This window comes from Raineyella antarctica, from assembly GCF_900092135.1.
GTDB lineage: Bacteria > Actinomycetota > Actinomycetes > Propionibacteriales > Propionibacteriaceae > Raineyella > Raineyella antarctica.
On record NZ_FMYF01000001.1, the window covers coordinates 403,217 to 425,931 of the forward strand.

Annotated in this window: 22 protein-coding genes; 8 read left to right on the forward strand and 14 right to left on the reverse strand. The window is 70.5% G+C overall.

The window, feature by feature from the left end:
• Position 1: 1 nt before the first annotated feature.
• Entirely contained in the window at positions 2-1,015 is a 1,014-nt protein-coding gene (gene nadA, locus GA0111570_RS01810) for a quinolinate synthase NadA (RefSeq protein WP_092605736.1), read from the reverse strand.
• A gap of 65 nt (positions 1,016-1,080) precedes the next feature.
• Here nadA and GA0111570_RS01815 point away from each other — a divergent pair, with 65 nt between their 5' ends.
• A complete protein-coding gene (locus GA0111570_RS01815; protein ID WP_342689702.1) occupies positions 1,081-1,899 on the forward strand; it encodes an NUDIX hydrolase in 819 nt (272 codons plus the stop codon).
• Between the two features lie 135 nt (positions 1,900-2,034).
• Complete coding sequence (gene ppk2, locus GA0111570_RS01820) at positions 2,035-2,904, forward strand: polyphosphate kinase 2 (protein ID WP_342689703.1); 870 nt, start codon at positions 2,035-2,037, stop codon at positions 2,902-2,904.
• A gap of 284 nt (positions 2,905-3,188) precedes the next feature.
• On the opposite strand, the gene GA0111570_RS01825 is transcribed toward ppk2, so the two are convergent.
• The 3 genes from GA0111570_RS01825 to glnA all read right to left on the reverse strand — a co-directional run bounded on the left by GA0111570_RS01825 (position 3,189) and on the right by glnA (position 7,825).
• Positions 3,189-3,662: a DoxX family protein gene (locus GA0111570_RS01825; RefSeq protein WP_092605738.1), complete on the reverse strand. Its 474-nt coding sequence runs from the start codon at positions 3,660-3,662 to the stop codon at positions 3,189-3,191.
• A gap of 357 nt (positions 3,663-4,019) precedes the next feature.
• On the reverse strand, positions 4,020-6,212 hold the full coding sequence (locus tag GA0111570_RS17960; RefSeq protein WP_092605740.1) for an ATP-dependent DNA ligase: 2,193 nt from the start codon (positions 6,210-6,212) through the stop codon (positions 4,020-4,022).
• A 191-nt stretch (positions 6,213-6,403) separates the two neighbouring features.
• Positions 6,404-7,825, reverse strand: coding sequence for a type I glutamate--ammonia ligase (glnA, locus tag GA0111570_RS01835; protein WP_092605742.1), 1,422 nt, complete (start codon positions 7,823-7,825; stop codon positions 6,404-6,406).
• Between the two features lie 153 nt (positions 7,826-7,978).
• Between glnA and GA0111570_RS01840 the strand changes: the two genes are divergently transcribed.
• Positions 7,979-8,419, forward strand: coding sequence for an RDD family protein (locus GA0111570_RS01840; protein ID WP_092605744.1), 441 nt, complete (start codon positions 7,979-7,981; stop codon positions 8,417-8,419).
• A gap of 60 nt (positions 8,420-8,479) precedes the next feature.
• Here GA0111570_RS01840 and GA0111570_RS01845 read toward each other — a convergent pair whose 3' ends face one another.
• From GA0111570_RS01845 to GA0111570_RS01870, 6 genes are all read right to left on the reverse strand, one after another.
• Positions 8,480-8,899 carry a CBS domain-containing protein gene (locus GA0111570_RS01845; protein WP_092605746.1) on the reverse strand — a complete coding sequence of 140 codons (420 nt, stop codon included), beginning with the start codon at positions 8,897-8,899 and terminating at the stop codon, positions 8,480-8,482.
• 185 nt (positions 8,900-9,084) lie between these two features.
• Positions 9,085-10,347 carry an FAD-dependent oxidoreductase gene (locus tag GA0111570_RS01850; RefSeq protein WP_092605748.1) on the reverse strand — a complete coding sequence of 421 codons (1,263 nt, stop codon included), beginning with the start codon at positions 10,345-10,347 and terminating at the stop codon, positions 9,085-9,087.
• A 52-nt stretch (positions 10,348-10,399) separates the two neighbouring features.
• On the reverse strand, positions 10,400-11,113 hold the full coding sequence (locus tag GA0111570_RS01855) for a maleylpyruvate isomerase family mycothiol-dependent enzyme (protein WP_245702976.1): 714 nt from the start codon (positions 11,111-11,113) through the stop codon (positions 10,400-10,402).
• Complete coding sequence (locus GA0111570_RS01860; protein WP_092605750.1) at positions 11,110-11,943, reverse strand: fumarylacetoacetate hydrolase family protein; 834 nt, start codon at positions 11,941-11,943, stop codon at positions 11,110-11,112. The genes GA0111570_RS01855 and GA0111570_RS01860 overlap by 4 nt, the downstream gene beginning before the upstream one ends.
• A 35-nt stretch (positions 11,944-11,978) precedes the next feature.
• Positions 11,979-13,124: a cupin domain-containing protein gene (locus tag GA0111570_RS01865; RefSeq protein WP_092605752.1), complete on the reverse strand. Its 1,146-nt coding sequence runs from the start codon at positions 13,122-13,124 to the stop codon at positions 11,979-11,981.
• 38 nt (positions 13,125-13,162) lie between these two features.
• The gene (locus GA0111570_RS01870) at positions 13,163-13,411 is read right to left on the reverse strand and encodes a hypothetical protein (RefSeq protein WP_139283117.1); all 249 of its coding nucleotides are present in this window, start codon (positions 13,409-13,411) and stop codon (positions 13,163-13,165) included.
• A 48-nt stretch (positions 13,412-13,459) separates the two neighbouring features.
• Here GA0111570_RS01870 and GA0111570_RS01875 point away from each other — a divergent pair, with 48 nt between their 5' ends.
• The 4 genes from GA0111570_RS01875 to amrS all read left to right on the forward strand — a co-directional run bounded on the left by GA0111570_RS01875 (position 13,460) and on the right by amrS (position 16,808).
• A complete protein-coding gene (locus GA0111570_RS01875; RefSeq protein ID WP_092605756.1) occupies positions 13,460-14,257 on the forward strand; it encodes an IclR family transcriptional regulator in 798 nt (265 codons plus the stop codon).
• A 52-nt stretch (positions 14,258-14,309) separates the two neighbouring features.
• Positions 14,310-15,101, forward strand: coding sequence for an AmmeMemoRadiSam system protein B (amrB, locus tag GA0111570_RS01880; RefSeq protein ID WP_092605758.1), 792 nt, complete (start codon positions 14,310-14,312; stop codon positions 15,099-15,101).
• Positions 15,101-15,658, forward strand: a complete 558-nt coding sequence (gene amrA, locus GA0111570_RS01885; protein ID WP_092605760.1) for an AmmeMemoRadiSam system protein A — start codon at positions 15,101-15,103, stop codon at positions 15,656-15,658. Before amrB ends, amrA begins: the two co-directional genes overlap by 1 nt.
• Before the next feature lie 64 nt (positions 15,659-15,722).
• Positions 15,723-16,808: an AmmeMemoRadiSam system radical SAM enzyme gene (gene amrS, locus GA0111570_RS01890; RefSeq protein ID WP_092606029.1), complete on the forward strand. Its 1,086-nt coding sequence runs from the start codon at positions 15,723-15,725 to the stop codon at positions 16,806-16,808.
• 42 nt (positions 16,809-16,850) lie between these two features.
• Here amrS and GA0111570_RS01895 read toward each other — a convergent pair whose 3' ends face one another.
• The 4 genes from GA0111570_RS01895 to lipB all read right to left on the reverse strand — a co-directional run bounded on the left by GA0111570_RS01895 (position 16,851) and on the right by lipB (position 21,457).
• A complete protein-coding gene (locus GA0111570_RS01895) occupies positions 16,851-18,677 on the reverse strand; it encodes an ABC-F family ATP-binding cassette domain-containing protein (protein WP_092605762.1) in 1,827 nt (608 codons plus the stop codon).
• A gap of 20 nt (positions 18,678-18,697) precedes the next feature.
• A complete protein-coding gene (locus GA0111570_RS01900; RefSeq protein ID WP_092605764.1) occupies positions 18,698-19,486 on the reverse strand; it encodes a DUF4191 domain-containing protein in 789 nt (262 codons plus the stop codon).
• 47 nt (positions 19,487-19,533) lie between these two features.
• Positions 19,534-20,487 carry a lipoyl synthase gene (gene lipA / locus GA0111570_RS01905; protein WP_175557287.1) on the reverse strand — a complete coding sequence of 318 codons (954 nt, stop codon included), beginning with the start codon at positions 20,485-20,487 and terminating at the stop codon, positions 19,534-19,536.
• 115 nt (positions 20,488-20,602) lie between these two features.
• Entirely contained in the window at positions 20,603-21,457 is an 855-nt protein-coding gene (lipB, locus tag GA0111570_RS01910; RefSeq protein ID WP_092605768.1) for a lipoyl(octanoyl) transferase LipB, read from the reverse strand.
• A 57-nt stretch (positions 21,458-21,514) separates the two neighbouring features.
• Between lipB and coaE the strand changes: the two genes are divergently transcribed.
• The gene (gene coaE / locus GA0111570_RS01915) at positions 21,515-22,699 is read left to right on the forward strand and encodes a dephospho-CoA kinase (RefSeq protein WP_092605770.1); all 1,185 of its coding nucleotides are present in this window, start codon (positions 21,515-21,517) and stop codon (positions 22,697-22,699) included.
• Positions 22,700-22,715 lie beyond the last annotated feature (16 nt).

The following is a 22,715-nucleotide window of genomic DNA, read 5'->3' on the forward strand; positions in this document are numbered from 1 at the left end:
CTCACTCGCCCTTCCCGGGGTTGCCGATGGCGATCATCCGCTCGACCGCGGCACGGGCCCTGGCCGCGATCTCGGGGGCAACCTGCACCTCGTCGGTGCCGTCGCGCAGGCTGGCGAGCAGCTTCTCGGGAGTGGTCATCTGCATGAACGGGCAGGCGGCCTTCGGGTTGACCGCCTCGAAGACGGTGTGCGGGTTCGCCTGCCGCAGCTGGTGCAGCATGCCGATCTCGGTGGCCACGAGCACCTTGGTGGCGGTCTCCTTCCGGGCCAGGTCGAGCATCCCGCCGGTGGACAGGATGTGCGTACGCTCCTGCGGGAGCTCACCGGAGTCGGCCAGCCACAGCGCGCTGGTGGTACAGCCACACTCGGGGTGGACGTACAGGTCGGCGTCGGGGTTGGCGTGCACCTTGTCGACCAGGGCGCTGGGGGAGATGTCGGCGTGCACATGGCACTCGCCGAGCCAGACGTGGATGTTGTCCCGCCCGGTCATCCGGCGCACGTGCGCGCCGAGGAACTGGTCGGGGCCGAACAGCACCGGCCGGTCCGCGGGGATCGACTCGACCACCTCGACCGCGTTGGAGGAGGTGCAGCAGATGTCGGTCTCGGCCTTCACCGCGGCGGTGGTGTTGACGTACGAGACGACGACCGCGTCCGGGTGCTCGGCCTTCCAGGCGCGCAGCTGGTCGGCGTCGATGGTGTCGGCCAGCGAGCAGCCCGCGGCCGCATCCGGGATCAGCACCCGCTTGTCGGGGGAGAGGATCTTGGCCGTCTCGGCCATGAAGTGCACCCCACAGAAGATGATGGTGCCGGCCGAGGACTCGGCTGCCAGCCGGGACAGGGCCAGCGAGTCACCGACGTGGTCGGCGACGTCCTGGATGGGCGCGGGCTGGTAGTTGTGCGCCAGGATCACGGCGTCCTGGGCGTCGGCCAGCCGGCGGACCTCCTGGCGCCAGGACTGCCACTGGTCGGCGGTCCAGGTCCGGGAGTCGGTGCCGGTGATGTCGGTGATGGTCATGGAGTCTCCTCTGCCGCGTTTTCGACTATGAGGCGAAAACTGGTTGGAACTGTAACATGAGACACGTGGGTGAGCGCAAGGGGACGGCGGGCGAAACCATCGGGAACCAGGAGCGAACGGCGGCCGACTGCGGCCGGGTGGCCGGCAGTGGCCCGTTGCGGGATGCCGGTGGAGTCGCCAAATTCCGGCACGAGGCGATCGCCGCGGTGCTCCAGGTGCGCCCGGGCCCGGACGGCATGGTGCTGTCGGTGCTGGCCCGGCGACGGCTACGGGCCCCGTACGCCGCGAGCTGGGCGCTGCCGAGCGGGCCGGTGGAGGTCGACGAGTCGATCGGGCAGAGCGTGCGACGCCACCTGGCGACCAAGCTGGACCTGGCCGAGGTGGCGCACCTGGAGCAGCTGGAGACGCTGAGCAGTCCGGGCCGCGATCCGTACGACCGGACCATCGCCACCGCCTTCCTGGGACTGCTGCCCTGGACGAGCGATCCGGAACTACCGGGGACGGCCGCCTGGCTGCCGGTCGCCGAGCTGCCGGCCATGGCGTTCGACCACGCCGCGGTGGTCCGGCACGCGGTGGACCGGATGCGAGCCAAGCTCTCGTACACCAACATCGGGTTCGCGCTGGCGCCGGCGGAGTTCACCATGGCCGGGCTGCGGGATGCGTACGCGGCGGCACTGGGCCACGACGTCACCGCCACCAACCTGCAGCGTGTGCTGGGGCGGCGCGGCCAGCTGGAGGCCACCGGCGCAGTCTCCGCCCCTGGCAGTGCCGGTGGCCGCCCGGGCAAGTTGTTCAGGTTCACCCATCGGGAGCTCGAGGTGACCGACCCGTTCGCCACCCTGCGGCCTTCCCCGGCACCCGCGAGGAGTGCCGGCGGGTCCTGAGGTCGGCGGATGGTCGTGTGGTCCGCGGCCGGTCCTGAGATCCTCGGGGGGCGGCCGGCGGGTCCCGGGGCAGCGGCCGTCGTCGGGGCTGGCCGAGGGGGTGACGCGGTGCCGCTCGGGTGGAAGCATGGATCCATGGCCAACAAGGCGAAGAACGGCGACCAGCCGGTGACCCGGCAGCGGATGGACAAGAAGATCTACGAGGCCGAGCTGCTACGCCTGCAGGGCGAGCTGGTCGAGATGCAGGAGTGGATCAAGACCACCGGACAGCGGATGGTGGTGATCTTCGAAGGGCGTGACGCGGCTGGCAAGGGGGGCGCGATCAAGCGGGTCAGCGAGTACCTCAACCCTCGTGTCGCCGAGACCGTCGCACTGCCGGCGCCGACCGAGCGGCAACGTACGCAGTGGTACTTCCAGCGCTACATCCCGCACCTGCCGGCCGCGGGGGAGATCAAGCTGTTCGATCGCTCCTGGTACAACCGTGGCGGCGTGGAGCGCGTGATGGGGTTCTGCACACCTGACGAGTACGTACGCTTCCTGCGCCAGTGCCCGATCTTCGAGCGGATGCTGATCGAGGACGGCATCATCCTGCGCAAGTACTGGTTCTCGGTCTCCGCCGAGGAGCAGTACGCGCGCTTCCAGTCGCGACTGACCGACCCGATGCGCCGGTGGAAGCTGTCCCCGACCGACCTGGAGTCGTTGACCAAGTGGGAGGAGTACTCCCGAGCCAAGGACGAGATGTTCGTCCATACCGACCTGCCAGAGGCCAGGTGGTGGGTCGTGGAGTCCGAGGACAAGCGGGCGGCGCGGATCAACATGATCGCCCACCTGCTCGACTCGGTGCCGTACGAGCATGTCCGGCCGCCGAAGATCGTGCTGCCGGCGCGCCCGGAGTCCGACGGCTACCGGCGGACCGAGAAGGCGCTGCAGCACGAGGTGCCCGACTACGCCACCAGTCTGACCGACAAGGACGTCCCCTCGCCCTACCAGGACCCGGAGGACTAGCTCGGGGGCCGGGGGTGGCGCTGGGGTCGACAGGCTGGGGTCGGCGACCTCGCCCTCCCCGGGCGGGGATTCCCTGTACTGATTCCCGATCGCCGGCCCGGATCCACGCGATGCCGTGACGAGAACACTGGGATCGGGGGCGTCCGTTGGGATCCAGTACAGGGGTCCGGCGGGGCTCGTCCCGGTGGCCGGTGCAGCACGCCGCAGGGCCGCCGTCACCGAGGGGTGACGGCGGCCCTGTGGTTCCGGGCGCCCCGGGGAGACGCTTCCGGGTGGGGCGGGGGTCAGCGAACGCTGACCGACTCGCGCACCGGGGCGCCGGCGGGCTGCTGCTGCGTGCGGTTCAGCAGGATGCCGTCGACCGACCAGCGGCCGGCACCGGTGGCGGCGAGGGCCAGGGCGCCCGCGCCGATGGCGCCGACGAGCTCCCAGCCGCCGTCGCCGACGAAGATGCCGTTGCTCAGGTGGACCAGGAGGGCGGCACCGAGCATGTCGAGGAAGACCAGCAGGCCGACGATCGGGGTGAAGGCACCGACGACCAGCAGGATGCCGCCGACCAGTTCGACGACGGCCGCGAAGGTCGCGGAAACGGCGGGCAGCGGGACGCCCATGCCGGCGAAGGCCTGGGTGGTGCCGGCCAGGGTCCACTCGGCGAACTTCTGGTAGCCGTGGGCGACCAGGATGATGCCGAGGATGACCCGGCTGACGAGGAGGACGGTCGAGCGAACGGTGGCGTTCGGGGTGAGGATGGTGCGCATGGGTGGCTCCTGGGGTGCGATGAGCGTGCAGGCAGTGGGCCGCCACGGAGGGCGACATCTTCGTTGACAGTTCAAACATAAAGCACGAGGACATGAATTTCAAATTTCAACCATTCTTGTCCCGCAGAAGCGCTGCTGCCTCCCCAGGAGGAGCAGGCCTCCCCAGGGGGAGCGGGCCTCTCGCCCTTCCCGACGGTGCCCGGCAGGCGTAGCGTGGCGGGATGCGGATCGCCATGGCCAGTGACCACGCCGGATTCGGGCTCAAGGGGGAGATCGCGCACGTACGGCTGGGGCACGTACGGCCGTGAGCGCCCAGACCCGGGTGGGGTCACCCGGGCCGGTCGTCTGGGCCGGCGGTCAGGCCGGCTGGTCCGGGTCCCCGAGGATCCGGTTCAGGTCGTAGCTCACCGGTTCCTCCAGCTGGGCGTATGTGCAGGACTCGGGGGTCCGGTCGTCCCGCCAGCGCACCCACTGGGCGGTGTGCCGGAACCGGTCGCCCTCCATGTGGTCGTACCTGACCTCGGCCACCCGCTCGGGGCGCAGCGGGGTGAAGGACAGGTCCTTGCGTGCGTTCCAGCGTGATCCCGCCGCCGCGGAGGGGGTGCGCGGGGCCGCCTGGTCGCGGTTGTCCGGTGATCCCTCCACCGGCTGCAGGGCGCCCCACGGATGGTCCTCCATGGTGGTGACCCACGGCTGGAGCTCGGCGTACAGCTCCTGGCGACGGGCGATCGGGAAGGCCCCGACCACGCCCACGTGGTGCAGGGTCCCGGCGTCGTCGTAGATGCCCAGCAGCACCGACCCGACCGCGTCGGGATGGTCCTTGAACAGCCGGTAGCCGGCGACCACGCAGTCCGCGGTGCGCTCGTGCTTGATCTTGAACATCACCCGCTTGTCCTCCACGTACGGCAGGTCGACGGGCTTGGCCACCACGCCGTCGAGCCCGGCGCCCTCGAACTCGGAGAACCAGCGTCGGGCCACGTCCCGGTCGCGGGTGGCCGGGGTGAGGTGGATCGGCGCCCGGGCCCCGGCCAGGGCCTCCGCCAGGGCGGCCCGGCGTTCCTCGAAGGGCTTCTCGGTGTAGTCGACAGTGCCGAGCGCGAGCAGGTCGAAGGCGACGAAGCTGGCCGGCGTCGCGGCCGCGAGCTTGCGGATCCGGGAGGCCGCCGGATGGATCCGCTGCTGCAGGACGTCGAAGTCGAGCCGGTCGCCGTGCTCGGGGTCGACCATGACGATCTCCCCGTCGATGCAGCTCGGGTCGGGGAAGTTGTCCAGCACTGCCTCGACCAGTTCGGGGAAGTAGCGGGTCATCGGGCGCTCGTTGCGGCTGCCGATCTCGACCTTGTCCCCGGAGCGCCAGATGATCGAGCGGAAGCCGTCCCACTTGGGCTCGAAGATGACCTCTCCGCGAGGCAGGTCCTTGACCGGCTTGGCCAGCATCGGGCCGAACGGCGGGACGATGGGCATGCCCCAGTCGGCGTCGCGCTCGGCCTTCGGTGCGAGGTACTCCTCGTCGGCGCGGTCGGTCCGGCGCTTGCTCGGCGGCACGCGTGGCGGTTCGCCGGGCATCTTGGGATAGTCGGGCGGGAAGTTGAGCTCGCCGAGCCCGCGCTCGACGTCGGCCTGCCACAGCGCCAGGGCGCCCTCGAGGTCCCCCACGTCGGCATCGATCGAGGACCATGGACAGGGCCGGTCGGCCAGCAGGCCGGGGACCGTACGGACGGTGAATTGGTGCGGGTCGGCGTCGGCGAGCTCGGCCCACGACAACGGCGTGGACACCGGCGCCCACGGCAGCGGCCGGGGACTGTACGCGGCGGCGATGGTCCGGTCCCGGTTGGCCTGGTTGAAGTCGACGAAGATGCGCTCGCCGCGCTCCTCCTTCCACCACGAGGTGGTGACCAGGTCCGGGAGCCGGCGCTCCAGCTCCCGGGCGATCCCGATCACCCCGTGCCGGACCTCGAGGAACTCATGGGCGGGGGAGATCCGGGCGTAGACGTGCACCCCCCGGTTCCCGGACGTCTTGGCGTACGCGGTCAGCCCGATCCCTGCCATCAGCTCCCGCAGGGCGTTCGCCGCCTCGACGGCATCGCGGAAGTGGCGACCGGGCTGGGGGTCCAGGTCGATCCGCAGCTCGTCCGGGTTGTCGGGATCGGCCGTCCTGACCGGCCAGGGGTGGAAGGTGATGGTGCCCATCTGGGCTGCCCAGGCCAGGGCGGCCGGCTCGGTGAACACCAGTTGCTCGTGGCGGCGCCGGGAGGGGTACGTGCACATCACCCGGGGCAGGTAGGCCGGAGTACCTTGCGGTGGCCGCTTGGAGAAGAACTCCTCGCCGTCGATGCCCTCGGGGAAACGCTGAAGGGTCATCGGCCGGTCGCCGTTCAGGTGCAGGAACGGCTCGGCGACGGCGAGCAGGTACTCGGCCAGCTCGCCCTTGGTCACGCCCCGGCCGTCGGGGAGACCGGCGGCCGGCCAGAGCAGCTTGTCGGGGTGGGACAGCTTCACCTTCCGGGGACCATCGGGACCGGGCACCGCGAGGACCAGAGGTTCGCTCATGTCGGCAGCGTAACCGGCGGTAGGTGCCGCGACCAGAGCCCACGCTGGGGGCGGGGCACGGGCCCGGCCCGCGGCATCGCCGCGGTCGGGTCCCATGGAAAACTGAAACGGCGGCCGCCTCGCGCCACCCCGAGGGGTGGGCAGGCCGGCCGCCGTTCACACGACGATCAGTGGGTCAGGGACCCGGCCGATCAGATGTCGTAGTACAGGTCGAACTCGTACGGGTGCGGGCGCTGGCGCAGGGCGGCGATCTCCGCCTCCTTCAGCTCGATCCAGGTGTCGATCAGGTCCGGGGTGAACACGTCACCGACGAGCAGGTACTCGTGGTCCTCGCGCAGGGCGTCGAGCGCACCCTCCAGGGAGGCCGGGACGGTGGCGATGTCGGCGTGCTCCTCGGGCGGCAGCTCGTAGAGGTCCTTGTCGATCGGCTCCGGCGGCTCGATCCGGTTCTGGATGCCGTCGAGGCCGGCCAGCAGCATGGCCGAGAAGGCCAGGTACGGGTTCGAGGACGGGTCGGGGCAGCGGAACTCGACGCGCTTGGCCTTCGGGTTCGGGCCGGTGATCGGGATGCGGATGCAGGCCGAACGGTTGCGCTGCGAGTACACCAGGTTCACCGGGGCCTCGAAGCCCGGCACCAGGCGGTGGTAGGAGTTCGCGCTCGGGTTGGTGAACGCCAGCAGGGACGGGGCGTGCGCGAGCAGGCCACCGATGTACCAGCGGGCCATGTCGGACAGGCCGCCGTAGCCGTTCTCGTCGAAGAACAGCGGCGTGCCGTCCTTCCACAGCGAGGAGTGCACGTGCATGCCCGAACCGTTGTCGTTGAAGACCGGCTTCGGCATGAAGGTGGCCGTCTTGCCGGCCTCCCACGCGGTGTTCTTGATGATGTACTTGAACTTCATCACGTCGTCGCCGGCGGCCTGCAGCGTGTTGAAGCGGTAGTTGATCTCCTGCTGGCCCGCGTTGCCGACCTCGTGGTGGGCGCGCTCGAGGATGAGCCCGGCGTTCTCCAGGTGCTCGACCATGTCCTGGCGCATGTCGGCGAAGTGGTCGACCGGGGCGACCGGGAAGTAGCCGCCCTTGTTCTTCACGTGGTAGCCGCGGTTGCCACCCTCGCGAGCGGTGCCGGTGTTCCAGGCAGCCTCCTCCGAGTCGATGGCGTAGAAGCTCGTGTGCTCGTTGGTGTCGAAGCGCACGTCATCGAAGATGTAGAACTCGGCCTCGGGGGCGAAGAACGCGGTGTCCGCGATACCGGTGGAGGCCAGGTACGCCTCGGCCTTGCGCGCGATGTTGCGCGGGTCGCGGCTGTAGGGCTCCTTGGTGATCGGGTCGTGCACGTAGAAGTCGATCACCAGCGTCTTCGCCTTGCGGAACGGGTCGAGGTACGCGGTGGTCGGGTCCGGGAGCAGGGCCATGTCCGACTCGTGGATCTTCTGGAACCCAGTGATCGACGACCCGTCGAAGGCGAGCCCCTCGTCGTACGCGTCCTTGTCGAACGACTTGGCGGGCACGGTGAAGTGCTGCATCACGCCGGGAACATCGCAGAACCGGACGTCGATGACTTCGACGCCCTCCTCCTTGATGTAGGCCAACAGGTCGTCAGCTCCCTGGAACATTGCGCCTCCGGAAAAGGTAGGTAATGGTTGGACTGCGCGGTCAGCCTACGGACAGCGGATTTCTCGATCGTTGCGCAGGTATTGCGGCCATGTTACGGCCGGGCACTCCTGCGCTGTCGAGGGGGCTGGCCCCAGCCGGGTAGGCTGGCGATCGTGACGGAAAACGCCTACGACACCGGTACGGAGCTCACGTACCCGGGCCAGCGACTCGGACTCCCCGAAGCCGGACCGGGATCGCTGGCGACCTGGGGTCAGCGGGCCACCGCGCTGGTGCTGGACTGGGCGATCTCCACGGCCCTGGCCGTACTGATCACCTGGGGAGCGGTCCTCAACGGCAGCGGCCCGGAGCGCTTCGCGACGCTGGTGGTCTTCTTCCTCGAGAAGACCGTGACCACCGCGCTGACCGGCTCCAGCATCGGCCAGCTGATCGTGGGCATCGGTGTCACCCGCGCGAACGGCACCGCCATCCCGTGGTGGGTGGCCGTGGTGCGTACGTTCATGATCTGCCTGGTCATCCCCGCGGCCGTGATCGGTGACGACCGGCGCAGCCTGAACGACATGATGCTGCGCGCGCTCGTCGTCAAGCGCCGCTGACGCAACAGCGTCACGTACGGCCGAACACCCGATCAGGCACTCCCGACCAGGAACGGCCGATCAGGACTGGACGTACGCCACGAGCTGGTCGCGCTCGGCGCGGAGCTCGTCGACGTGGGCCTTCACGACGTCACCGATGCTGACCAGGCCACGCATCACGCCGTCCTGGACGACCGGGATGTGCCGGACGCGCTGGTCCGTCATCAGGGCGGCGAGCACCTCCACGTCCGTGTCGGGGGTGCACGTCACCACGTCTGCAGTCATGATCCCGGACACCGGGGAGTCGGGCGAGGCGGTGCCGACACTGCGCGCGATGTCGCGTTCGGACACCAGCCCGACGATCGGGGAGTCGCTCCCGACGATGACGATGCAGCCGATCCCACGGTCGCGGAGCAGCGCGACGGCGTCGGCGATGGTGGCGTCAGGTGAAAGGGTGACGACGTCGGTGCCCTTGCGACGCAGCAGGTCGGTGATACGCATGCAAAACGGTAACCCGCCGTGCCCGTTCCGCACCAGAGGTTCGCGAAGAGGATGCCCGCGAACCCGACGTGGGGAGGATCCTGCCGATGACAGGATCCTCCCCACGCGGTGCTGCTGTACTTCTGTGCTGCTGTACTTCTGTGCTGCTGTACTTCTGTGCTGCTGTAATTCTGGGCCGGCTCGGCTCAGCGGTTCTGCCAGGCCTTGGCAGGCTCGTCGTGGATCGACAGCGGCTCGAACAGCTCGGGCTCCTCCTCGGGGGTGAGCGCGGTGTCCTTGTACAGCCAGTCCGTGAACGAGTAGTCGTACGTGTCGCGGGCCTCGAGCAGGGCGTTGCGGAAGTCCGCCTCGGGCTTGGGCAGGTGCCACAGTTCACCCCACTTGCGCGAGGTGGTCAGCACCCGGCGGCAGTGCTCCGGGCGCACTGCGTTGTACGCAGTGAGCACGGTGTCGGCGTCGATGGTGCCGTCGGCACGGCGGTTCTTGGCCGCGTGCTCGGCCATCACGTACGCGTCCTGGATCGCCATGATGGCGCCCTGGGCGATGTACTGGAGCGGCGGGTGGGCCGAGTCGCCGAGCAGGGCGATGTGCCCGTCGACCCAGTCCATCAGGGGCTCGCGGTCGAACATCCGCCACCAGCGGTCCCGCCACATCAGCGGCAGGCCCTCCTCGATCGCCTCGCAGCTGCCCTCGAAGGCCTTGTCCAGCTCGTCCGGCGTGCCCCAGTCCTCCTCGCCCGCCAGGGCCTTGGGGGACTCGAAGACCGCGACCTGGTTGAACATCTGGCCGCCGCGCAGGCCGTACTGCACGAAGTGGCGGCCCGGGCCCACGTAGACCACGACGTCGTCGAGGAAGACGTGGTTGTCGGCGACCTCGCCGACCGGGAAGGCTCCGCGGTAGGCGACGTAGGCCGAGTTGACCGGCTGGTCGTCGCTCATCATGGCGCGGGCCACCGAGTGCAGGCCGTCGGCCGCGATGACGATGTTGCCCTCGGCGACGTCACCGTCCTCGAAGACCGCGCGGGCACCGTCGGGGGTGTTCTCGTAGCTGACGCACCCCTTGCTGCCGTGCAGCGTGGCACCGGCGCGCACCGCGGCCTCCATCAGGATCCGGTGCAGGTCGGAGCGGTGGATCACCATGTACGGGTAGCCGTACCGCTTCTCCATGTCGCGCAGGTCCATCTGCGTGATGATGTGCCCGTCCATCGCGTCGAGCATCTTCATCCCGGACGGCAGCACGCCGGCGGCCTTGACCTCGTCGAGGACGCCCCAGTAGTCGAGGATCCGGGTGCAGTTCGGGGCGATCTGCATGCCCGCGCCGACCTCGCCGAACTTCGAGTGCTTCTCGAACAGCTGAACGTTGAATCCCTTGAGCGAGAGCGCGAGCGCTGCCGCCATGCCGCCGATGCCGCCACCGACGACCACTACATCACCCTTGAAGGTGGTCATGTTCTTGTTTCCTTCCTCCCCCTACGGGGAGATCTGTCAGGTGTTCGAGTTGTCAGAGCCAGGCCGGCAGGCCGGGCAGGTCGTTTCCGTCGGTAGTACGGGACGGGCCGCCGGGACGTCCGGCGAGCCATGTGGTGAGCTCGCTGAGCGGGGCCGCCACGACGATCGGGTCGCCGGTGCCGGGGATCTCCACCGCCACGTCCGCATCGGTCGCGCTCGCGGACACCGCCGGGTGCTCCGGGGTACGGGAACGCTTCGCGGCGATGTCGGCGACCAGCGCGGCGCAGAAGTCCGCCGGCAGGTCGGCGAAGCCGACACCACCGAGGTCGACGGCGTGCACCATTACCTCGCGGCTGCGCATCCACGGCAGCTCCGTCGCGGGGACCGTACGTCCCTGGGCGGTCACCACGGTGTGCTGCCACTGCTCGTCGGTCAGCCCGGCGACATCGGCATCGAGGGCCGCCACGGAGCGGTGGTACCACTCGCGCAGCTCGGCGGCGTCCTTGTGGGAGCCGGTCTCGATGTCCTCGTTGCGCTGGGTCGGCGAGGAGTACATCGGGGTCTCCTCGCCGGTCCGGGCCCAGTGCACCAGGTGCTGCAGGGCCTCGGCGTTCGCGCAGACGTGGGCGAGGAGGTGCTTGCCGGTCCAGCCGTCCAGGTCGGTCGGCCCGGCCAGCTGCTCGTCACTCACCCGCGACAGGGAGGTAGTGAACAACTCGGTTCCCTGCGCCATCCAGCGCCGGGTGTCGTCGAAGGCCGGGCTCACTCCACGACCTCGGCGACGCAGCGGTTCTCGCAACGACCCAGGCCCTCGATCTCGGTGACCAGCACGTCGCCGGCCTTCATGTACTGGGAGGGCTTGCGGGCGTGGCCCACGCCGCCGGTGGTGCCGGTGGCGATCACGTCGCCGGGCTCCAGGGTGAGGATGGTGGAGATGTACTCGACCAGGGTGATCGGGTCGAAGACCAGGTCGCCGGTGGTGTCGGACTGCTTGGTCTCGCCGTTCAGGGCGTCCTCGATCTTCAGTGCGGGGCGCCCGCCGCCGACCTCGTCCTTGGTGACCAGGTAGGGACCCATCGGGGTGGTGTTCGCCCAGGTCTTGCCCTGCAGCCACATCTTGGAGCGGTACTGCCAGCCACGCATCGTCACGTCGTTGAGCGTCGAGTAGCCGGCGATGGCCGCCTCGGCCTCGGCACCCTTGGCGCGGCGGACCTTCTTGCCGATCACGATTGCCAGCTCGGCCTCCCAGTCGTACTGGTCGTCCTCGGGCGGCAGGATGATGTCGTCGTTGGCACCGATCAGGGCCTCGGGGTACTTCGCGAACAGCGTCGGGTACTCCGGCAGGTCGCGGCCCATCTCCTTGATGTGCGTGCGGTAGTTCAGGCCGACACAGATGATCTTCTTCGGTTCCGGGGTGACCGGGGCGAAGTCGGCGTCGGCGGCGGACAGCGTCGGGCCGTCGGCGGCCGCCCTGGCCTCCCAGTCCTCCGAGGCGAGCAGCGTGCTGACACTGTCGACGCCCAGGTCGACGAACGTGTCGCCCTCGACACGGACGGCCTTGGTGCCCTCGGTCGTACGGATGGTGGCGAGCTTCATGGGATCTCCTTCGATCGTGCGGGTGAGGGGGTGGATCAGGCGTCGATTTCGCTGCGGTACAGGTCGAGCTTCTCGAAGATCGGGGTGTCGGCGAACCGGAACAGGTCCAGGGCGCCGGAGTCCGAGTCGGAGGCGGAGGCCTCGGAGCTGATGGAGAAGGTGGTCCAGGAGGGCACCACGAAGATGTCACCGCGGGTGACCGACCAGGTGCGGTCGCCGACGCTGACCTTGCCGGCGCCGTCGAAGACCTGGAACACCGAGGAGCCGACCTCGCGACGCGGGGCCGTGGCGGCACCCTTGCGCAGGCGGTGGATGGACGTACGGATCGTCGGCAGCACGTCGCCGGCATTGGTCGGGTTGGTGTAGCGCACCGCGGCGTGGCCCGGCTCGACGGTGACGTCGTGGCCCTCGGCCTCCATCGCCAGCTGCTGGGTCAGGGCGGCGTCAGTGTTGGCCCAGCGGTAGGCGAACAGCGGGGAGAACGGAATGGGCTGGGCGGCGTACTTCTCCGGGGTCAGGCCCCCGTACTGCCACAGCCGCTCGCTGCGGGACTGCTGGGGGGTCGTACGCTCCTCGTCGGTGAACTGCTCGGGGCCGAACTCGAAGAAGGTGGAGTCGGTCGCGTACTGGAACGGGATGTCGAGCCCGTCGATCCAGGCCATCGGCTGGTCGGTCGGGTTGAAGTGGCCGTGCCAGTTCCAGGTCCCCTGCGGCAGGAAGTCGCCGCGGCGCATCGGGATCGGGTCACCGTTCACCAGGGTCCACACGCCCTCACCCTCCACCACGAAGCGGAACGCGTTCTGGGTGTGGCGGTGGTACGGGGCGTCCTCGCCCGGGCCGAGGTACTGGATGGCGCACCACAGGGTGGGCGAGATGTAGGGGCGTCCGCCCAGGGTGGGGTTGGCCAGCGCGATCGCGCGGCGCTCGCCGCCACGGCCGACCTGCACGATGTCGCCGGCCTGTTCGGCCAGGGGCAGCAGGTCCGACCACTTCCACAGCCACGGGGCCGCCTTGGCCTGCGGCTTGCCCGGCATCAGGTCGCCGATCTCGTACCACAGCGGGATGAGCATCTCCTGCTCGAATCCCCGGTAGAGGTCGGCGAGCTCGGGGCTGGGTGCCGGCTGGGTGGGGCCCTCGATGACCGGGAGCTTCACCGGGGAGGGGAGAGTGTTGTCAGGCATGGGGTTCTCCTTCGAGTTCGTGGGGCGAGCGGAGGGTGTCAGCGGGCGTCGCTGGTCGACGGGGTCGTCCCGAGGAGGACGGGGACGGCGGTGGGCCGGTGCTGGATGACCAGACCGGTGATGACCAGCAGGGTCGCTGCCGCTGCGGCCGCGGCCGGGGAGAGCGCAGCCAGCGAGAGCGCGGCGAGGGTGCCGGCGAGGATGGCACCGGAGGGGAGGAGGGTCACGCGCTCGTCGGGGCGTTGCCGGAGCGCGGCGCGGCTCCTCGGTGCGGACGTCATTGTCATGTGATGAACGTTACCGCGATTCTGCCAGAGTGAACTTATAATTCTGGAGTGAAGAATCCTCCCCCGTATGCCATCACCAGCGTCGACAACGCGCTGCGACTGGCGTCGATGCTGCAGCTCGAGGGGCCGATGCGGGTGGCCGACGCCGCGGAGCGACTGGGCGTGGCCCGCTCGACCGCGCACCGGCTGCTGCAGATGCTCGTCTACCGCGACTTCGCGGCCCAGCGTGAGGACCAGCGCTACGTGGCCGGCCCCATGCTGGCCCACGGCACGACACCGCATTCCGGCATCGCCGAACTGCGGGCCGTGGTGCTCCCGCACCTGCGCGAGCTGGCCGTGGCCACTGGCGAGACGGCGAACCTGGTCGTCCTGGTCGGTACCCAGGCGCGGTTCGCCGCCTCGGTGGAGTCGATGCAGGCGCTGCGGGTCGGGGACCGTGAGGGCATGGCCTTCCCTGCCCACCTGACCTCCGGTGGCCGGGCCATCCTGGCCGAGCTGCCCCCGCACGAACGGCTGCGGGTCCTCCGCCAGTTGTCGATGGGGCATCCGGTCGCCGGGGACAACTCGATCGACCCGATCGAGGGCGCTGCGATCGTCGAGCGGATCCAGCGCCTCGGCTACGCCGTCAACGACCAGGAGACCGAGCGCGGCGTGACGGCGGTCGGCGTGGCGATCCATGGACCCGGCACCGAGGGGGGAGCGGCGATCACCGTCTCGATGCCCACCCAGCGTTTCGCGACAGTGCACCTGCCGGGGATCGTCGGGGCGATGCGAGCCGCGGCCGCGGGTATCGAGGCGTCCCTGGTCGAGGCGGCACAGGCGGCCGAGGCGCTGGACGCTCGCTGAGGGGTCCGTCACCTACCGGGCAGTCAGGGCGCGACGCGGCTACCGTTGGGGTATGCGTTCGACGTCAGTGCGCCCCCCGGCCGTTGCGGGGATGTTCTACCCGGGGTCGTCGACGGACTTGGCTCGGGACGTGGACGACCTGCTGGCCCGGGCGGCCGTCGACGTACCTGCCGGGGCCTCGGTGCCGAAGGCGGTGATCGTGCCGCACGCGGGTTACGTCTACTCCGGCTCGACCGCGGCCCTCGGCTTCGCCCGCCTCGCCGCGGCGGCCGACCGGATCACCCGGGTGGTCCTGTTCGGACCCTGCCACCGGGTGGCCGTCCGCGGACTGGCCCTTCCCGCCGCTGGTGCCTTCCGCACCCCCCTGGGTGACGTGCCGATCGCGCTGCCGGACCTGGCCGACCTGCCGCAGGTGGTGGTGAGTGCCGCAGCCCACGCCGCTGAACACTCGTTGGAAGTGGAGCTGCCCTTCCTACAGCGGGTCCTCGGGGACTTCGAGCTGGTCCCCTTCGCCGTCGGTGAGGTCGGCGGCGAGGATGTCGCGGAAGTCGTCGACCGGCTGTGGGGTGGTCCGGAGACCGTGCTCGTGTTCAGCTCCGACCTGTCCCACTACCACCCGTACGCCGAGGCCCAACGGCTGGACAGGGAGACGGTGGACCGGCTGCTCGCGCTGCGCGGGCCGATCGCGCCGGAGCGGGCGTGCGGGGCCCGGGCGGTCAACGGCCTGCTGGTCAGCGCCGCCCGCCGAGGCCTCGTGACCGAGCTGTACGGGCTGTGCAACTCCGGCGACACCGCCGGTGACAAGCGGCGGGTGGTCGGCTACGCCGCCATCGGCGTGGGCTGATGTTCCCCGACGACATGGGGCCGGTGCTGCTGCCGCTCGCCCGGGCCGCGATCGCCGATCGGCTGCACCTGCCCGGGCCCGAGGTCCCCGCGGCGGACTGGCTGGCCGAGCCGGGCGCCAGCTTCGTCACCCTGCACCTGGCCGGCCGGCTGCGTGGCTGCATCGGCACCCTCGAGGCGTACCGGAGCCTGGGGGAGGACACGGCTGCCAATGCTCGGGCCGCTGCCTTCGCCGATCCCCGGTTCCCGGCCCTGACGGTGCGGGAGTATGCCGGGATCGAGGTGGAGGTCTCGGTGCTGTCGGCACTGGAGCCGGTCCCGTACGACGACGAGGACGACCTGCTCGGCCGGCTCCGCCCCGGGATCGACGGCGTGGTGCTGCGGGCCGGGCGCCGGCGCGGGACGTTCCTGCCGCAGGTATGGGACCAGTTGCCCGACCCCTCCCGCTTCCTCGACCACCTCAGGAGGAAGGCCGGGCTGCCGGGGAACGGCTGGGATCCCGCCTGGCAGGTCGACCGGTACACCGTGCGGAGGTGGAGCGAGCAGACAGCCGCTTGATCGGCGCGCCATGCTTGGAGGAAGGCGTCCTCAAGGTCGAGGACGCGAGCATGCGGAGTGAATGATGACCGATTCGGCGTACCCGGCCCGCTACTGGCACCGACTGGACGACGGGCGCATCCAGTGCGACCTGTGTCCCCGTGACTGCCGCCTTCGCGATGGCCAGCGCGGCTACTGCTTCGTACGACAACGGGTCGGTGACCAGATGGTGCTGACGACCTATGGCAAGTCGTCGGGATTCTGCATCGACCCGATCGAGAAGAAGCCGCTCAACCACTTCTACCCGGGCACCAGCGTGCTCTCCTTCGGGACCGCCGGCTGCAACCTGGGCTGCAAGTTCTGCCAGAACCACGAGATCTCGACCGCCCGCGAGATGGAGACGCTCGCCGATTCCGCCTCCCCGGCCGACCTGGTGCGGGCGGCCCAGGAGTGGCACTGCGACTCGCTCGCCTTCACCTACAACGATCCGGTGATCTTCGCCGAGTACGCCATGGACGTCGCGGAGGCCGCCCAGGAGGCAGGGATCCACACCGTCGCCGTGACGGCTGGCTACATCCATGCGGAGCCCCGCCGGGACTTCTACGCGCACATGTCGGCGGCCAACGTGGACCTGAAGGGGTTCCGGGACGACTTCTACCGCAAGATCACCGGCGCCCGGCTCGGCGCGGTGCTCGACACCCTGTCCTACCTCCGGACCGAGACGGACGTGTGGTTCGAGATCACCACCCTGCTCATCCCTGGCCTGAACGACGACCCGGAGGAGCTGAGGCAGGAGGCGCGCTGGATCGCGGCCGAACTGGGCCCGGACACGCCGCTGCACTTCTCCGCGTTCCACCCCGACAACCGGATGCTCGACACCCCGCCGACCCCACCCGCGACGCTGACCCGGGCCCGCGAGATAGCGATGGACGAGGGGCTGAACTACGTCTACACCGGCAACGTGCACGACCGCGCCGGCGACACCACCCGGTGCTCCGGCTGCGGTGGCAAGCTGATTGTTCGTGACTGGTACCGGATCCTGTCCTACCGGCTCACCTCCGACGGCCGCTGTCCCGACTGCGGGCAGCCGCTGCCGGGACGGTTCGGGGCGGAGGCCGGGGACTTCGGCCCGCGGCGCATTCCGATCCGGATCGGGCACCAGGGCGACTAGCGGCTGGGAGCGCCAGTCCCCCCTGCCGCAGCGGCCGGGGCGTCAGTCCTCCAGGACGGAGGCGGCCTCCAGCCACTCCTCCTCGAGGGCCTCGTGCTTCTGCTCCAGCTCGCCCAACCGGGTCTGCAGCTGGCCGAGCCGTACGTAGTCCGAGGCCTCCGAGGCCATGTCGGCATGCAGCCGGGCAATCTGCTCGCTGATCCTCGCCAGCTGGCCCTCCAGCCGGGCCATGTCCTTCTGCGCCCGACGGGTCTCGGCAGGGGAGGGGCCCTGGGGCTCGGGTGCCTCCGCCGTTCCGGACCCTGTCCCAGGCTCGGCTGCTCCGGCTGCCGCGGACTGCAGGGCCCGGCGACGCTCGAGGTACTCGTCGACACCCCGGGGCAGCATCCGGACCGCGCCGTCGCCGAACAGCGCGTACGTCACGTCGGTCGTGCGCTCCAGGAAGTAGCGGTCGTGGGAGACCACGACCAGCGTCCCGGGCCAGTTGTCGAGGTAGTCCTCGACGACGTTGAGGGTGTCGATGTCGAGGTCGTTGGTGGGCTCGTCGAGCAGCAGCACGTTGGGTTCGTGCAGCATGATCCGCAGGAACTGCAGCCGACGGCGCTCGCCGCCGGACAGTTCCCCGAGCCGGGTGTGCAGGCGGTTGCCGGAGAAGCCGAAGTCCTCCAGCAGAGACGTCGTGGTGACCTCGCGGCCGTCTGCCAGCGAGAGTCGGTTGGCGATCCGCTGCATCGAGGTCAGCACCCGGTCCTCCGGGTCGACCGGCTCGACGTTCTGGTTGAGCCAGCCCAGGTTGAGCGTCTTGCCATGCTTGACCGCACCGGTGTCCGGGGCCAGGTCCTTGGCGAACAGCCGCAGCAGCGTCGTCTTGCCGGCGCCGTTCACCCCGACCAGGCCGATCCTCGCGCCCGGGGCCAGGGACCAGGTCAGGTGCTCGACGATCGGCCGGCCCGGGGTCCCGTCCGGCGCGGCGGGCAACGCGTACGAGACGTCGGACAGGTCGATGACGTCCTTGCCGAGGCGGGTCATCGCGAACTTCTGCAGGCCGAGCGCGTCGCGCGGGGGCGGCTCGTTCGCGATCAGCTCGTTGGCCGCGTCGATCCGGAACTTCGGCTTGGAGGTCCGGGCCGGGGCGCCGCGCTGGAGCCAGGCCAGCTCCTTGCGCATCAGGTTCTGCCGGCGCGCCTCGTTGGCGGCGGCCTGCCGCTGGCGCTCCACCCGGGCCAGCACGTACGCGGCGTAGCCGCCGTCGTACGTGTCGACCGTCCCGTCGTGGACCTCCCAGACCCGGGTGCAGATCGCGTCCAGGAACCAGCGGTCGTGGGAGACGACGAGCATCGCCCGGTCCGCGGTCTGCAGTGCGCGCAGGTGCTCGGCCAGCCAGGCCACCGCCTCGACGTCCAGGTGGTTGGTGGGCTCGTCCAGGACCAGCACCTCGTGCCGGTGCAGCATCGCCGCCACCAGCGCGACACGGCGGCGCTCGCCGCCCGAGAGCCGGCCGACCTCGCGGTCCAGGTCGACGTCGGCCAGCAGGTGCTCGACGATGCCGCGGGTCGTCGCGTCGGCGGCCCAGACATGGTCGGGCGCGCCGTCGACGATCAGGTCGCGGACCGTGGCGGTCGGCTCGAACTCGTCGGACTGGTCGACGATGCCGATGGTGATCCCGCCGGTACGGGTGACCCGCCCGGTGTCGGGCTCCTCCCTGCCGGTCAGGAGCCGCAGCAGCGTCGACTTGCCGTCCCCGTTGCGGCCGACGACGCCGATCACGTCCCCGGGGCCCAGCCCGATCGTCAGGTCGTCCAGGAGCGTACGGGTCCCGTAGGTCTTCGAGATGTGCTCGGCGTTGACGAAGTTCGCAGCGACTGCCATCTGGTGGGTGCTCTCCCGGCTCAGCGGCCGCGCAGGGCGCGACGGCTGCCGCGGGCCTGGCGGGCGCTGGTCGGCATCGGGCCCTTCGGCAGCGGCACGCGCGGACGGACCGCGTCGAGCGCCTTCACCCGGGAGCGGACCTCGGTCACCTGGTACTTGTCCAAGGACTTCGGCAGCTTGCGAATGTGCTTGGCAAGGTCATCCAGGGAGACCTGGCCCTCCTTGGTGCCCATCTGGACCACCCAGACCGGCAGGTCGGCGGTGAGCTGGGCGTGCTTGCGCTCCTCGGCGGCGAGCAACTGCTTCAGCCGGCCGGGCTCGCCCTCGCCGATCAGGACCACCCCGGCCGGGCCGATCGCCCGGTGGATCAGGTCCTGCTGGCGGGTGCCGGCGATGCCCAGGTCATGGGTCCAGATCTTGGTGTTGAGCAGCCCGAGCGCGGCGGCGGCCGAGCCGACCTGGCCGCGGGCCTGCTCCAGGGTGGCCCGCTTCATCCGGTTGGTCAGGATGAAGACGGCCAGCGTGAAGCCGGCGACGACGCCGGTGATGATCCAGAGCACCCAGCTGAACGCCGTGCCCCCGGTCAGGGCCGCGACCAGGATGGCCAGGAGGACCGGCACCGCGAAGGCGCCCGCCATCCACAGGTTCAGCTTCTTGTCGACCTTCGCGGTCGCCTTGTAGGCGTAGGTGATCTGCTTCCACCAGCCCCAGTCACGCGGATCCTCGCTGTTGCGGCGACGCTCCTTCTCGGCGCGGCGGGCGGCCTTCTGCTTAGCTTCCAGCGCCTTCGCGGCCTCACTCTTGGCCATCAGTCATTCACCTTGCTGTCGTGCGGACGGGTGGTCGGCATCGCTGGTCAGGCCTGCGGGCCGCTGGTGGGGTGGACCCCGTGGATCTTCAGGACCGCTGCGCCCTGGCCGCGCGCTTCCTTGGCCTGGCGGTAGAGCCGGCCGGCACGGTAGGAGGAGCGGACCAGCGGGCCACTCATCACACCGGAGAAGCCGATCTCGCGGGCCTCGTCGGCGAACGCGTCGAACTGCTCGGGGGTGACCCAGCGCTCGATCGGGTGGTGGCGCTCGGAGGGGCGCAGGTACTGGGTGATGGTGATGATCTCCGCGCCGGCGGCGTGCAGGTCGCGCAGCGCCTGGGAGATCTCCTCGTCGGTCTCGCCCATGCCGAGGATCAGGTTGGACTTGGTGACCAGACCGGCCTCGCGGGCCATGGTCAGCACCTCGAGGGAACGCTCGTAGCGGAAGCCCGGACGGATCCGCTTGAAGATCCGCGGCACGGTCTCGACGTTGTGGGCGAAGACCTCGGGCTGGGCGTCGAAGACGGCCTGCAGCGCCTTCCGGTTGCCCTGGAAGTCGTCGACCAGCAGCTCCACCCCGCAGCCGGGGATCGCCTCGTGGATCTGGCGGCAGGTCTCGGCGTAGAGCCAGGAGGCGCCGTCGGGCAGGTCGTCGCGGGCGACACCGGTCACGGTCGCGTAGTGCAGGCCCATCTTCTGGACCGACTCGGCGACGCGGCGCGGCTCGTCCAGGTCGTAGCCGGTGGGCTTGCCGGTGGCGATCTGGCAGAAGTCGCACCGCCGGGTGCACTGGTCACCGCCGATCAGGAAGGTGGCCTCGCGGTCCTCCCAGCACTCGAACTGGTTGGGGCAGCCGGCCGCTTGGCAGACGGTATGCAGGTTCTCCGTGGCGACGAGATTCTTCAGATCGCGATAGTTGGGCCCGAATTTTGCGCGCGTCTTGATCCAGGCGGGCTTCTCCTCGATCGGGGTCTCGGCATTCCGGACCTCGAGGCGGAGCATCTTTCGTCCCTCAGGTGCAATCGTCACTCGGCCGATTCTACCTGCTCGCGCCGACGGCGCCGTCGAGGACCGTCGGCGCAGGAAGGATGCCGAACAGCGGCGTCGGGCCTACGGCTCAGACGGTCAGCCCGTACGTCACGGTGCCGGAGGCGGGGACGTCCCCTGCCGGTGCCGACCCGGTGGCGTCACCGGCGGAGCGCTTGCCGTGCGCGGTCTGCGGGTTGTACTCGTGCTCGCCACCCACGTCCGGGGAGGACTCGTACGGCTCGTAGCGCAGCATCAGGTCCAGGTGGGGCCGGACCATCGCGGCCAGCTCGGCGAGCGAGGGGGAGGACCCCAGCTCCTGGGCGATGCTGGTCACCCCGGCGTCGCGGATCCCGCACGGGACGATCCGGTCGTACCAGCTCATGTCCATGTCGGCGTTCAGGGCGAAGCCGTGCATGGTGGCCTTGCGCGAGACCCGGATCCCGATCGCCGCGATCTTGCGCTCCGGGCGGGTGGCGGTGGCTCCCAGCCACACCCCGGTGCGGTGCGGGACGCGGCCGGCGGTGATGCCGAGCTCGGCGAGGGTACGGATCAGCGCCTCCTCGAGCCGGCGGACGAAGTCGACCACGCCGATCCCGCTGGCGGGCAGACGGACGATCGGGTAGCCGACCAGCTGGCCGGGGCCGTGGTAGGTGATGTCGCCGCCGCGGTCCACGTCGACGACCGGCGTGCCGTCGACCGGCCGGTCGGCCGGATCGGTGCGCTTGCCGGCGGTGTAGACCGGATCGTGCTCCAGCAGCAGCACGGTGCCGCGGTCGGTTCCCTCCACCACCCGGGAGTGGAGCTGCTTCTGCAGCTCCCAGGCCTCGAGGTAGTCGGTGGTGGCCGTACGGTCGGGCCACAGGCCGAGGGTGCGGTAGGTGATGCCGAGGGGGGAGACGACCGAGACGTCGGCCCCGGGCACGTTGATGGGGGAGGCGGACATGCGCCCGAGTGTACGCGGCTCCCGAGGGTCCCTCGTCCGATGTCGTAGCCTGCCGGTGTGCTGAGGATCGGACTGACCGGCGGGATCGGATCGGGCAAGTCGACGGTGGCCGCGCTGCTGGCGGCCCGTGGGGCGGTGGTCCTGGATGCCGATCGGATCGCCCGGGCCGTCGTGGAGCCCGGTACGCCCGGGCTGGCGGCGATCCGGGAGCGCTTCGGTGACCGGGTCGTGGGCGCCGACGGAGCGTTGGACCGGGCGGCGCTGGGGGCGATCGTCTTCGCCGACCCGGCCGAACGCCGTGCGCTGGAGGCGATCACCCATCCGCTGATCCGGGAGCGGACCGCCGCGCTCGTCGACGCCGCCGCCCCGGAGGCGGTAGTCATCCACGACATCCCGCTGCTGGTCGAGATCGGGGCCGCCCCCACCTACCACTTGGTGGTCGTCGTGGACGTCGATGCCGAGGAGCGGGTTCGCCGGCTTGTCGCCTCCCGCGGAATGGCGCAGTCCGATGCCCGCGCCCGGATCGGGCACCAGGCCTCGCGGGCCGAACGGCTCGCGGTCGCCGACGTGGTGCTCGACAACAACGGCACGGCGTCGGACCTCGAGGCCCAGGTCGACCGGCTGTGGCAGCGCCTGGTGGAGTTCGACCGGCGGCTGCGGACCGGCGAGCCGTACGCCGGCGACGGACGGCCGGTCCCGCCCGATCCCACCTGGGCCGACCAGGCCGGCCGGACCCTCGCCCGGCTGGCCGACCGGCTCGGTCGGTTGCTGGAGGTCGCACCGGCGCTGCAGCACGTCGGACCGACGGCTGTCCCGGGAGTGTCCGCGCCGGACGTGCTCCACCTGCAGGTAGGCCTGCCGGCAGGTACGGACCTGGACCGGCCCGACCTTCGTACGGTCCTGGAGGGGCTGGGGCACCCCCGGAGGGCGGCGGATCCGGACGCCGGGGACGAGCGCGTGCACCTCTCCTGCGACCCGGACCGGCCGGTGGTCATCTGCCTGCGCCAGGTCGACTCGCCCGGCTGGCGGGACTCCCTGCTGGCCCGGGACTGGCTGCGGGCCGATGGTGCGGCCCGGGCGGACCTCGAGGTGGCCATCCGGACCGCGGGTGCCGGGGACGCCGGCCCCGGGGCAGCGAGGCCCGGGGCGGTGCCGAGCCCGGACGGGTTCCCCGCCGGCTGGTGGGAGGCGGTGCGGGACCGGGCCAGGGACTGGGCGGACGCGACCGGGCGGCGGTACTGAGGGACGGTCCGAGCGG